8 protein-coding genes are annotated in these 12,400 nt (G+C 59.4%); 6 read left to right on the top strand and 2 right to left on the bottom strand.

Annotated elements, in window-relative coordinates; genetic code table 11:
* Positions 1–66 precede the first annotated feature (66 nt).
* From WJU23_RS23205 to WJU23_RS23195, 3 genes are all read left to right on the top strand, one after another.
* Positions 67–744: a hypothetical protein gene (locus WJU23_RS23205; RefSeq protein WP_346335023.1), complete on the top strand. Its 678-nt coding sequence runs from the start codon at positions 67–69 to the stop codon at positions 742–744.
* Positions 745–939: 195 nt separating this feature from the next.
* Complete coding sequence (gene bamA, locus WJU23_RS23200; RefSeq protein WP_346335022.1) at positions 940–3,357, top strand: outer membrane protein assembly factor BamA; 2,418 nt, start codon at positions 940–942, stop codon at positions 3,355–3,357.
* Positions 3,358–3,412: 55 nt separating this feature from the next.
* Positions 3,413–4,024: an OmpH family outer membrane protein gene (locus WJU23_RS23195; RefSeq protein ID WP_346335021.1), complete on the top strand. Its 612-nt coding sequence runs from the start codon at positions 3,413–3,415 to the stop codon at positions 4,022–4,024.
* Positions 4,025–4,538: 514 nt separating this feature from the next.
* Here the strand turns inward: WJU23_RS23195 and WJU23_RS23190 are convergent.
* Positions 4,539–8,462, bottom strand: a complete 3,924-nt coding sequence (locus WJU23_RS23190) for a translocation/assembly module TamB domain-containing protein (RefSeq protein ID WP_346335020.1) — start codon at positions 8,460–8,462, stop codon at positions 4,539–4,541.
* 106 nt (positions 8,463–8,568) lie between these two features.
* On the opposite strand from WJU23_RS23190, the gene WJU23_RS23185 reads away from it, so the two are divergent.
* The 3 genes from WJU23_RS23185 to pseC all read left to right on the top strand — a co-directional run bounded on the left by WJU23_RS23185 (position 8,569) and on the right by pseC (position 11,991).
* Complete coding sequence (locus tag WJU23_RS23185) at positions 8,569–9,660, top strand: putative sugar O-methyltransferase (RefSeq protein WP_346335019.1); 1,092 nt, start codon at positions 8,569–8,571, stop codon at positions 9,658–9,660.
* 136 nt (positions 9,661–9,796) lie between these two features.
* Positions 9,797–10,813, top strand: a complete 1,017-nt coding sequence (gene pseB / locus WJU23_RS23180; protein ID WP_346335055.1) for a UDP-N-acetylglucosamine 4,6-dehydratase (inverting) — start codon at positions 9,797–9,799, stop codon at positions 10,811–10,813.
* 2 nt (positions 10,814–10,815) lie between these two features.
* Positions 10,816–11,991, top strand: coding sequence for a UDP-4-amino-4,6-dideoxy-N-acetyl-beta-L-altrosamine transaminase (gene pseC / locus WJU23_RS23175; protein WP_346335018.1), 1,176 nt, complete (start codon positions 10,816–10,818; stop codon positions 11,989–11,991).
* Between the two features lie 87 nt (positions 11,992–12,078).
* Here pseC and WJU23_RS23170 read toward each other — a convergent pair.
* A partial coding sequence (locus tag WJU23_RS23170) for a DUF4351 domain-containing protein (RefSeq protein ID WP_346335017.1) occupies positions 12,079–12,400 on the bottom strand: 322 nt, incomplete at its 5' end.

Genomic DNA, 12,400 nt, shown 5'->3' with positions numbered 1-12,400 from the left:
CCGAAGTCGTGAGAAGAAGAAAGCCGTCTTGATTCATCTTGGCACCGTTCTTATGCTGTCGTCACCATGAAAAAGCTCCTTCCCAGCCTGACATTTGTCTTTCTCGCCTTCGCCACCAGCCTCCCGGCCAATCCCGAGGTGCCGGGTGCTGTGGCCCAGAGCTTCGGCACCGCCATTGCGGAGAGCATTGTGCTCATCAAAGGCAGCAGCACCACCGCCGAGCCTATCGAGTGGACGGCCTATGCCAGGGATGCCTTCCGCCCGGCGGACATCCTTCGCATCAGCGTGAAGATGGAAGGTCCGGTGTGGAAAGCCAGTCCTGCAGGCGCGGGAACAAGGATTTTGGACCGGGTGCCGCCAATGGCGATAGACTTCAGCAAACTGCGCTACAGGAGTGCCGATGCACGGGTGGTAGCGGCCAAATCGGCAGCGCTGGCGCAGACCACCTTTGCCAGCATTGACTACCAGCTTGCAGCCAATGCCGAGACCGGAACTCCCGAATGGGGCATGGCCATGAAAGACGACACCGGATACGAAGTGGGTTTTGTGGTGGTTTCCGCAGCAACAGGAGCGGTCAGTTTCCAGGACTGGTCGCCGAAAGTGCCAGCCTCCACGGCCAATGATGAAGGGGACGAAGGAGAAAGGGCCGCCCGCGCTGTCAAAAGAGCAGCGCGCAAGACCTGGAACTGGACGGACAATGCCCGCAAAGAAACGCGTGGATTCTTCCGGGAACTGTTCCGTTGAGTGTTCAGCAGGAGCAAAATTTCCCCCAAACCCGCCCAGGACGCCCCCGTCCGGGCGGGTTTTCTTTTGCAAAACTTAGAGGTCAAACCTGTTTTTACACCTTGACGCCCCTTATGAAGGTCAGCATTACTGCTGTGCTCCCGCCTCTTTAGGCGAGATCTCCTCAGCACTTCTCCCGAACCCACTCAAGCCGTTATGATTCACGGAGTCCTCTCTTCTCCCCAAAACGCCCTGCGCCCTTTCCTGGTCGCCGCCCTCTTCTCCCTCACCCCTCTTGGCAGCCAGGCACAGGTTTCGCTGGATTCCCCAGCTGCTGTCGGCCGCAAAATCGTGCGCGAGGTAGATGTTGTTTTCACAGGTCCGGCCACGATGGATCCCGCACGTGTGCGGGCCCAGATGTCCACCCGTGAAGGTGAGCCGTACACAGATGAGTCGGTGGAGCGTGATCTGCGCTCCCTGTATGCAACGGGTGCAGTGGAGAATGTGGACATCAATGCAGTGAATGTGGCCGGTGGGGTCAAGGTAATCGTGACGATCTCCGGACGTGGCGGCATTGCTGAACTGGGCTTCCTTGGCAATGCAGCATTTGACAACGCCAAGCTGGCCAAGGAAATCGAAATCAAAGTGGGTGATCCGGTGGATGATACCAAGCTGGTGGCGGCTCAGCAGAAGATCCTCGAACTCTACACGAAAAAAGGGTTCTCCGACGTGCTGGTGACTTATGATGTCAGTCCCTCAGCAAAAGAAGGTTTCTCCACCGTGCTGTTTAAGATTGAAGAAGGCGGCCGGGGTTTGATTGGTGACATCCGCTTTGAAGGCAACACCGCCATCAGTGACCGCAAGCTGCGCGCTGAACTAACCTCCAAGGAAAAAACCTTCTGGCGCCTCTGGGGCAAGGCCGGCAAGCTGGACAACCAGGCCGTGCTGGATGACGTCCGGAAGATTGAGCAGGCCTACCAGGACATCGGTTACGTCTATGTGCGGGTCGGCTACCGCCGTGAAGAGTCCGGGAGCGACAAGGTGGCACTCGTTTTTGAAATCACGGAAGGCGGCAAGTATGATGTCGCCTCCGTCACCATCCAAGGCATCACCATTTTCTCCCAGGAGGAGCTCACCCCCGCCATCCTCACGGAAGCAGGCCGCCCCTATTCCGGCAGCGATGTCCGTGGAGATGAAAAAATGATCCAGGATTATTACGGCTCCCGCGGTTATGCTGATGCACGGGTGGAAACCCGCCTGTCCGATGCCGGCCCCGGCCTCCTCAACGTCACTTACAGCGTGTATGAAGGCGGCAAATCCTTCATCCGCAAAGTCAACATCAGCGGCAACATGAAGACCCAGGACGAAGTCATCCGTCGGGAACTGCCGATGTCTCCTGGGGACGAGCTCAACACCGTCCAGCTTGAAACCGCCCAGACCCGTCTGGAAAACTTGAACTACTTCGAAGGCAAAGGTGAAGCCAACCCGCTGACCGTGCGCCCAGTCTCCACTGAAGTGGACGGCTTCAAGGACATCGAAGTCAACGTCACGGAAAAGTCCACGGGTTCCGTGAACTTCGGTGCAGGTTTCAGCTCCATTGACAGCATCGTGGGTTTCATTGACGTGACACAGACCAACTTTGACATCTCCGACTGGGGTGACTTCCGCGGTGCCGGCCAGCGCTTTAACATGAACATCCGCTACGGCCCGCGCCGTCAGGATTTCAACCTGTCCTGGACCGAGCCTTGGTTCCTGGGTCAGAAACTGGCCTTCACAGTTGAAATGTTCTACCGTAACATGTTCTACCTCTCCCAGGCTGACCGCTATGAGCAGACCAATGCCGGGATGGCTCTGAGCCTGCGCAAACCCGTGGGTGAGCACTCTTACTTTGAGACGACCTACACGCTTCAGAACATCAATCTGGATGTGAACGATGATGAAGATCCAACCAACATCATTCGCAACGAAGAAGGTGACTTCCTTCAGAGCAAGTTCGATTTCGGCTTCGTGCATGACACCCGTGACAGCGTCTTCATCACCCGCAAGGGCCATAAATTCGAAGTGGGCCTCATGGCTTCCGGCCTGGGTGGTGATGTGGAAGTCTGGGGCGGCAACATTGGCGGCCAGCAGTTCTTCTCTCTTCCAGGGGACACCATCCTGAGCTTTGAGGGGATGGCCCGCATCGCCGACGGCTGGGGCAATTCCGGCAATGCGAATGGCGACGTGCCGATCTTCGAACGTCTCTTCCTCGGCGGTGCCAACAATCTGCGCGGTTATGACTTCCGTGAAGCTGGCCCCAAAGATGACAGCGGTGAGCCTATCGGTGGTAACGTTTCCATGTACGCCAGCATTGAATATTCCTTCCCGATCATTGAGAAGGTGCGCGGAGCGGTCTTCTACGATGTGGGTTACATCTCCACGGATGTCACAGCAGCCGGCGGCAGAGATGCCCGTGGCGTGAAGAATGGCGGCCCGATTGTGGGTGATGGCGAGGTGTATTCCAACATCGGCGTCGGTCTGCGCATGTTCCTGCCTATCGGCCCGATCCGCCTGGACCTGGGCCTGCCCCTCGTGAAAGACGACTTCACCGGCGACAGCCCGCGCTTCCAGTTCAACATGGGCTACAAATTCTAAGCCCAGAATTCCTCACATTGAACAAATTCCCGTTAGATATCACTTAACTTCCTCTATGATCCGTCTTCTGACTTTAGCTTTTTTATCTGCCAGCATCACCCTGGCCAGCGCTGCTGACCTGAAATTTGGCGTCGTGGACATGTCCAAAGCCTTCTCTGAATTTCACAAAACCAAGAAAGCTGCTGCTGACTTCAAGGGCAATGTGGACAAGGCTCAATCCGAAATGAACGACCGCTGGGCCGTTTACAAGAATTTGATGACCGACATGCAGAAGCTGAAAAAAGAAGCAAGCGATCCAATCATGACCCCGGATGCCCGGGCGAAAAAGGCGGCTGAATTTGAGAACAAGGGCCAGGAACTGCGTGCGCTGGAGCAGGAAATCGGTGAGCAGCAGAACCGCCGCTCCACCCAGCTCAAGCAGGAAGACGTGCAGATCCGTCGTGGCATCTATGATGAGATCCTCGTCGTCGTCCGTGACAAGGCCAAGACGGAAGGTTATGACTTTATTTTTGACAAGTCAGGCATGAGCCTTTCCACCGTCCCGGTCCTTATCTATTACAAGGATGCCGTGGACATCACCGACCAGATCGTGGTGGAACTGAACAAAGGGGCTGATGCGGCTGCCCCCGCCGCCGCCGCACCGGCAGCCACCGAAGCCAAACCCTGATTTATTAAGGTCTCAACCGGGCACGCCGAAGCATTTCGGCGTGCCCTTTTTTGTGCCCCCCGCCGTAAGCCGGTCCCCGCAGGCGCAGAGCGTCCCGGGTGCAGAGCATAGAGGCAAGACGCAAGTCATTGCCCCGGCAGCGCCGCTCCCGCCGGAGTCCAGGCGGCACTCACACCGCCGCCTGCACTTGAATAGCCCTGGCCACACGGCACACTTTATGCCACACAAGCTGTTAGGCCATAGGCACCTCCATTGAAGAGCAGTGCTGCGCTTGAGCGCTTTCACCGCACTCCAAGACGCTTTGCGCGGCAGGGACCACCGTGGCAATCCCTCACTTCCGCTCACTGCTCCACGCACCGGCTCCCTCATTCAAAATTTTGTCAATCTTGTTAAAAGGTGCCCCTGCCCACGTCCCTTCTGCCTTCCTCATTCCAAATCTCTTCTTCCTTCCTCTGAGCCCCTCACGGTGCCGACGGATCGTCGGGCTCCATAGACAGCTTATGTCCAACCCGCATCAAGGAGCCACGGAAGAGGAAGGCTGCGGGGCCTGGACGGAAGGAACAGGAACGGGGGTGGGACTTATCTCGGAGGTGGTGTCCAGGGGAGAGGAAGTCCGTTCATCCATGGCCAGGGCGGCCTCGCCGAAGCGAAGCACATACCCGAGCATGGCTTCCATGCGCCCGGTCTGGGTGAACCGGCCTGTAAGCCGCCATTTTTCAGACAGATCATAGGTGGCCTGCACACTGTCATTGCCACGGTCAGCCCCGGACGGATTGAAGGTCATGTTCAGTTTGGGCGGTTCCTCGCGGACGACTTTTTTCTTGTTAAAGGTCTTGCGATAGAACTCGCTAAGGAAAAGGAAGGCGGCACGGGTGGCTGCCTCGGAGGCCAGTTCACTGGCGGAGCCGTCCAGGGTGGTGCCGGTGGCCAGCATGGTGATGATGTTCGTCTCACTCATCGGCGGGGTGCTGGTGAAACGGGTCTTGGGGCTGGTGGAGTCCCCATAAATGTAAAGGGTGATGTCATAGCTGCCCATGCGAGATTCCCCCCGGATATCGAGGTCCGGATCGAAGGGATGATCTGGCCGCAGGGTGATGACCCCTTTGGTGACCTTGACGACGCTAAAGGGCAGCTTCAAAAGCAGGCGGTCCACATTGGCAAAGCCGGTGAGTTGAGGAGAGGCACCGGTGCCGCCCAGCCGCACATCGGCGGAAACCGCTCCATTGGCCAGATTACCTGAAACCAGGACGGGATCGCGGGTCCGGACATTGACATTAAACACCCAGTCTTTGACGATGGGCGGCAGGGTCAGCTTCGCCTCACTGCGGGCGGTGTTTTCAGGAACGGGGGGCACGTCTGCGGGCAGCTTCAGCACGGGCAGCAGGTCAATTTCCTTGAAGACGCGCCCACGGACGATTTCCACCAGCCCGGCGACGGTGGACTGCTGGAGGGTGCCGCGGCAGGTGATGTCGCCATTGGCCCGGACGGAGGTGGTGGGATCGCGGAAAACAAGCGCCTCCCGTGCCATTAAGCTGAGGTTGAGACCTGGATTTTTCAGATCGGTGGCATCCACTGTGCCGTCCAGTTTCACACGGCCGCCGGCCAGCACAGCAGAGACTTCCTGGACGGTGATCTTCTGGCCATTGGCCTGAATAAGGGCCCGCACAGCGCGCACGGAGGGCAGGTCCGGCTTGGACCAGGCGATTTCGCTGATGCTCAGATCCACCTCGCCACTGATGACAGGCTTGCCCACCGTGCCCTTGATCTCGGCATCAATCTTGAGCCTGCCCGGGATGGAGCTGATCATGTCCGGTGCGTACTCGCGAAGAAAGCCCAGGTCGCTTTGTGGCAAGGTCACACGAAGATTCAATGGCGTAGCCTTCAGCTTGGCAGGCTCCTTCATGAGCGCCGGGATGTCAAAGGGCAGGTCGCCTTCCACGGTAAGCGTTTGCAGCGGCGGCTGCACGACGGTGGAGAGCGTGTTGATGCGACCATTTTCCAGAGTAGTTTCTGTGCGCAGCGTGGCCGGCTTGAAGGCTTTGGGAGCATTGGGAACTTTGACATCCTTCACCTCCACAAAGACCCGGCCCTTGGCGGTATCAAGCCGCCCGGTCACCTGGATGTCCGCATTCAGGATGCTGGGCGGGATGTTCTGGATGCCGGCGGCGGCCAGGATCTCTCCCATGCGCAGGTCTTTGGCAACGATGGAAACGTTCATCGGCTGGCCATCGGTGACGTCAGGCTTCATCAGGTCAAAGGGGGCAAAGACGGTGCCGTTGAGCAGCTCGGTCTTGTTTTGCCACACTTTTAGTTCGGCCAGTTCCGCCTGCTTTTCATCCACCGTGCCCTTCACGGCCAGGCGCCAGGGGCCCAGGGTGGCCTCCAGCTTTGTTAACTCTGCCCGCGTGCCTTCAAAGGTCGTGTCCAGCGTGGCATTGGCGGGCTGCGGCATGGCGGCGGTGCGCACTGTCGTGGCCTCCAGGCGCACGCTGCCCTGAGACTGCCAGGGCTGGAGCTGGCCGGTGACATCCAGCTTGCCGGTCACTGCACCGCTTTCCATCAGCGGGGCCTCGAAGGTCTTCAGCCAGGTGTTGAGAACGGTCAGCTCCGCCAGACCAATGTCTCCTTTGGCCTGAAAAAGGTGGGGGGCCGTGAGGTTCATCTGGCCGGTCAGGTCAATGGCATTCTTCGCATCCAGACGAATTGTAATGCTGTCCAAAAGGGCCTCGCCTTTCTCCACCCTGGCGCGCAGGGAGAGCTGCTGAAGCTCGCCCTCCCCATAGCGGGCTTCATTGACCGTCACGTTCATGTCCGCCACCAGCGCATCATAGTTTTTCGCACTCAGATCCTGGACATTCAATTTGGCATTGCCCACCGTTTCGATGACGCCCTTCACAGTCTTGGGCGGCGGCGGCAGGCCGGTGGTTTCCATCAGCAGCGCCGGATCCGTGACCCGGATCAGCCAGGAGGCATCCACCGGCATCGCATCCTCCATCAGCAGGCTGGCCTTCAGCGCGATGGAATTGCCCGTGCCAAGCTCCAGGCCGGGAATCTCCAGGCGGGCGGTTTTGCCATCCAGGGAAAAGACCGTGCGGAGCTGCGGGAGCCGGTAGGTCTGGAAGGCCAGGGTCTCCCCGGTGAGCTCACCCTGCGCTTTCACGTCGTTAGCCCCCTTCCCCTCAGCGGTGGCTTTTATAGCCAGGCTGCCCAGGACAGGCGGCGGCTGGTCGAGAAATTCCGTGGCCTTAGGCAGGGTGGCTTCAAGTTTGGCCGTCCAGGAGGTGGTGGCCAGGTCCTTGAGGTCCGCAGGCAGGGTGGCCTCCGCCGTGACCAGGACCTGGTTTTCACCCCGGTTTACCTGAATGGACTGCACCTGGGCAAGGCCATCCTTGACGGTGGCAGCGACGCTGATCGCATCCACGGTGGCCCCGGCGGTGCGGATGTTTGCCAAAGACAGGTTCATTTCCACGCCCATCTGGATGGGAGTGGTGGGATCACCTGCGGCTTGCAAATCCAGCTTGCCGTTTTCAAAAAACACATTCGCAGGCAGGCCCAGCGTTTGCAGTTCTTCGGAGCGCAGATCACGACCCTGCACCTTCGCCGTCACGCTGAGCGGAGGTTTCAAAAGGCCCGAGGCTGTCGCCTGCACATCGAAGCTGGCGGCACCGAGCTTGGCCACCAGCTCCACCGCCGCCGAGCTCTGGCTGTCCCACATGCCGTGGAGATCCACGACGAGGCGCTCCATGATGACGGCCTTGGGCAGAGTGAGATTTTGAATGGTGAGGCTGCGCGGCTCCCAGAGGACATCTGCCTTCACATTCTCCAGGGCGAGATTGCCCGGCTCGCGGCGCAACTCCTGGCATTCAAAGATGCCGGGCATGCCTTCGCCCATCTGGAGCGTCAGCCCCCGAATGATGAGGAGGCTACCGTCTGCGAGGGTGACGGTGGCGTTGACGTTTTTGATGTCCACCGTGCGCGGCCACACGATGGGCGGCAGCTGGCCGGACTTTTCTTTTTCGGGCTTTGGAACATCGGGCTCCTTCCCCGGTGGCAGCTTGCGCAGGTCCACCTCCGCTTCGACGTCATGCAGGGTGATGCGGTTCACCGCGTTTTCGAAGTCCTTGTTTTTCAAAAGACGCCAATCGTAGTCGGCGCTGAGTTCGCCGATTTTGGCGACCGGCAGCCAGTGGCCTTCGCCACCACCCGTCTCGATATTGGCCAATTTAAAATCACCCCACAGGGAGCCCTGCACCTGCCAGCTCAGGGGCAGATCCAGCGAAGCAGCGGCCTTGGGGCCGATCCAGGTGATGAGCCCCCGGATGATGGGACGGTGAAAGGCCACCAGGATCACCAGCAAAAGCAGGAAAACGAACAGCAGCCGCTTGCACCATTTCCAAAAACGGCGGCGGGGTGGCTGAGGCGGGGGGGGCTGCGACACAGGGACAGTTGACATAAAATGGCCCTCCCGCAATCACTGTCTCAGTCAGGAGAGGACAGGATGTATCGGTTCCACTTCACAAATCGCGCTTGCAGGTTAATCCGACATGTCCACTCTAGCGCCCACCTGCATGCTGCCATCCCCCGCCTATCCGGAACTGACCACCGCCCGCGATGACATGCGGACCCAGGACGAACTTTACCGGCCTAGCCCCTTCTGGGATGAAGCCTCCTCGCGCATCGTGGATGAGCTGTGCGAGCATGGCATCGAAAACTTCCGTTCCCTGCGCTACCCGCTGAGCTTCTTCGCCCCGACCTACGGCACACCGGGAAACTTCATCAATAAGGAAACCTCCGCCCTGCTGCTCTCCACTCTGCAACAGGCCATGCCTGAGGCCAAAAAACCCTGGCTCGGCCTGGAGCAGTTTTTATCTGGACAGGCTGCGGCCAAGGCCGATTACCGAGTGCTCCTGGCGGCCGACATACCCTCCAAGCGGCCCTTTCTTCACACATTTTCCGAAGGCACCGCAGGCAATCCCGTCGAGCACTTTGAGTTTGAAGGCCGCTGGTTTTCCCGCTCCGCCTTAAATTACCTCCTGGGGCTCTGCATGCTGAAAAGGCACCTTCAGGCTGATGAAGAGATCCGCACCGTTGTGGAGATCGGCGGCGGTTTTGGCACCTTGGGGGAAATTCTCGCCAGTGCTGGCATTGAGGACCTGCACTATGTGGACATTGACATCCCGCCCATCAGCTACGTCGCCCAGTATTATCTCAGCCAGACCCTGGGTGCTGACCAGGTGACCACCTATGCGCAGACGCGGGACCAGGAAGAAATTGAAATCAGTTCGCTGACTCCCATGGCGGTGCTCTGCGCCTGGCAGATCGAAAAACTGCGGGGTACTGCAGATCTGTTCGTCAACTTCATCTCCTTCCAGGAAATGGAGCCGCACATCGTCACCAACTATCTACAGCACATCACCCGCCTGAAAACCCGCTGGATCCTCCTGCGCAACATGCGGGAGGGCAAGCAACTGCGCAAACCCGGCCAGCTCGCCGGAGTGGAGACGCCCATTTTGGGCGATGACTACCTGGTCATGCTGCCTGATTACGAACTGGTGGACCGCAATGTCCACCCCTTCGGCTATCAGACGGTGGACGGTTATCACTCGGAACTGCTGCTGCTGCGCCGGAAAAAATAGCCTCCCAGAGGAAGGAACGTGCGGCTCTGATTTTGCCCGCTTTGTCCCTTCCTCCCTAAATCCCGTCTTGCCAGCATCGCCTGTCAGGACTTTACTCAGCCTTCGCCAGCCCCCTTTCACCAACCCAGGAACATTCATTATTGTGTCATCAGCCCGCTCGATTCTCGTCACCGGAGGTACCGGCTCATTCGGTAAGAAATGCATCGCCACCCTGCTCGCCGATCCGGACGTCAAACGCATCGTCATTTACTCGCGTGATGAACTGAAGCAGTTCGAGATGGCCCAGACCTTCACGGACCCCCGGCTGCGCTTTTTCATCGGCGATGTCCGCGACCGCCAGCGCCTCTGCCGCGCCCTGGAAGGCATAGACACCGTCATCCACGCCGCTGCTCTCAAGCAGGTCCCGGCGGCGGAGTACAACCCGATGGAGTTCATCAAGACCAACGTCCTCGGGGCGGAAAACATCATCGAGGCCTGCCTGGACAACAAGGTGACCAATGTGGTGGCCCTTTCCACCGACAAGGCCGCCGCGCCGATCAACCTCTACGGTGCGACGAAGCTCTGCTCGGACAAGCTTTTCATCGCCGCGAACAACGTCAAAGGTGCCCGCGACATCCGCTTCAGCGTCGTCCGTTATGGCAATGTCATGGGCTCACGCGGCTCCGTCATTCCGTTCTTCCTGGACCGCCGCAAGACCGGCGTCCTGCCGATCACAGACCCCGCCATGACCCGTTTTAACATCACCCTTGAAGAAGGTGTGGAGCTGGTCCAGCACGCGCTGGAGCATGCTCTGGGCGGTGAAATTTTCGTGCCGAAAATCCCCAGCTATCGCATCACCGACGTGGCGGAAGCCATCGGCCCGGATTGTGAAAAACCCGTCGTCGGCATCCGTCCTGGGGAGAAGATTCATGAAGAAATGGTCACCTCCACCGACGCCATGCAGACGCTGACCACGGACAAGCATTACATCATCGTCCCCAGCCACTCCCGCGGCTACGCAGCCACGATGAAGCTGTTTGGCGACCACCACAAAGGCAGCCCGGTGGCGCCTGACTTCGCCTACAACTCTGGCACCAATACTGAGTGGATGACCGTGGCGGAGATCCGCTCCATGATCCACCAGTACGTGGACCCGACGTTTGACATCGTCTGATCATGGCCGCCGATTTCCTACCCTACGGCCGCCAGTCCCTCAATGAGGCGGACATCGCCGCCGTGGTGGAGGTACTGCATTCCGACTTCCTCACCCAGGGTCCTGCCATCCCGCGCTTTGAAAAGGCTGTCGCCGACTGGTGCGGTGCCAGACATGGCATTGCCATGTCCAACGGTACCGCCACCCTGCATTGCGCCGCCCTGGCCATGGGCCTGGGCCCTGGTGACTGGCTGTGGACCTCTCCCAACACCTTTGTCGCTTCTTCCAATGCAGGCCGCTACTGCGGAGCAAAGGTGGATTTTGTGGATGTGGACCCCGGCACCGCCTGCATGAGTGTGGAGCAGCTTGAAGCCAAGCTTCAGGCCGCTGAAAAAACCGGCCGCCTGCCCAAGATTGTCGTTCCCGTTCACTTCGCTGGCCAGTCCTGCAACATGCCGCGTATCCATGCACTGGGGCAGAAGTATGGCTTTCGCATCCTGGAAGACGCCGCCCATGCCCTGGGCGGCACCTATCAGGGCGAGCGCATCGGTAACTGCCGCTGGTCGGACGCCGCCTCGCACAGCTTCCACCCCGTAAAAATCATCACCAGCGGCGAAGGCGGCATGATCACCGTTAATGATGACGAGCTGGCCTGGCGCATCGCCACCCTGCGCACCCATGGCATCACCCGCGATGCCGACCGCATGCAAGGGGAGAGCGACGGCCCCTGGTATTACCAGCAGATTGAGCTTGGTTATAACTACCGCATGACGGACATCCAGGCCGCTCTCGGAGCCAGCCAGATGGACCGCCTGGACAGCTTCGCCGCCCGCCGCCGTGAAATCGCCGACCTTTACGACCGCACCCTCGCCGGGCTGCCCTTGCGCCCCCTGGCCCGGGATCCCGCCGGCATCAGCGGCTGGCATCTGTACATGATCCGGCTGAATCTCGATGAGATCGCCCCCCGCACCCGGCGGCAAGTTTTTGAAAGCCTGCGCTCCCAGGGCATCGGCGTTAACGTCCATTACATCCCCGTGCACCTGCAGCCTGACTACGCCCAGTTCGGCTTCAAAAAAGGCGACTTTCCCGAGGCCGAACGCTACTACGAAGAGTGCATCACCCTCCCCATGTTCCCCGCCATGCAGGACGAAGACGTCCTGCGCGTGAAGGATGCGCTGGTCCAGGCCTGTCTGCTCTGATACGATTGCTCACATCGGCAGGTTAGAATCCGTTTCGGCCTTCTAGACCCAGATTGGCATCCCGGCCGTCTTTCTCCGCAAAGGCCGTTAATGTCCGGCCTGGGCCTGCATCCACTGCTTCAGATCGGCCTCGCTGCTCATGTCCAGGAGGTCCTCCGTGAGCTGCTCCAACTGGCCATAGTTCAGGGATTCAATCGCGGCAATCGTCTCGTCCGAAAGCGCGCCCCACTTTTTCCGCGCCAGCCGCAGGCAAGTCTTCAGCACACCCTGCCCATAGCCTTCTTCACGGCCCTGGGCGATCAGTTTTTGCGCGATGGACATGGTCTGATTCCGCAACGTGCGGTTGTCTTCCATTCTACGGGCGATCTGCTCCAGGTCAAGGCTGCTGTCCACGTTGAAGGCGTACACC

Source organism: Prosthecobacter sp. SYSU 5D2 (assembly GCF_039655865.1).
GTDB lineage: Bacteria > Verrucomicrobiota > Verrucomicrobiia > Verrucomicrobiales > Verrucomicrobiaceae > Prosthecobacter.
The sequence above is the reverse complement of the archived record's forward strand: the minus strand, read 5'-3'. Positions and strand labels throughout refer to the sequence as shown.

What these genes read in the sequence shown, in the direction of transcription:
- bamA (WP_346335022.1), top strand. Translation starts at nt 940, where the DNA reads ATGATTCACGGAGTCCTCTCTTCTCCCCAAAACGCCCTGCGCCCTTTC.
- WJU23_RS23205 (WP_346335023.1), top strand. Translation starts at nt 67, where the DNA reads ATGAAAAAGCTCCTTCCCAGCCTGACATTTGTCTTTCTCGCCTTCGCC.
- pseC (WP_346335018.1), top strand. Translation starts at nt 10,816, where the DNA reads ATGGCCGCCGATTTCCTACCCTACGGCCGCCAGTCCCTCAATGAGGCG.
- WJU23_RS23195 (WP_346335021.1), top strand. Translation starts at nt 3,413, where the DNA reads ATGATCCGTCTTCTGACTTTAGCTTTTTTATCTGCCAGCATCACCCTG.
- WJU23_RS23185 (WP_346335019.1), top strand. Translation starts at nt 8,569, where the DNA reads ATGTCCACTCTAGCGCCCACCTGCATGCTGCCATCCCCCGCCTATCCG.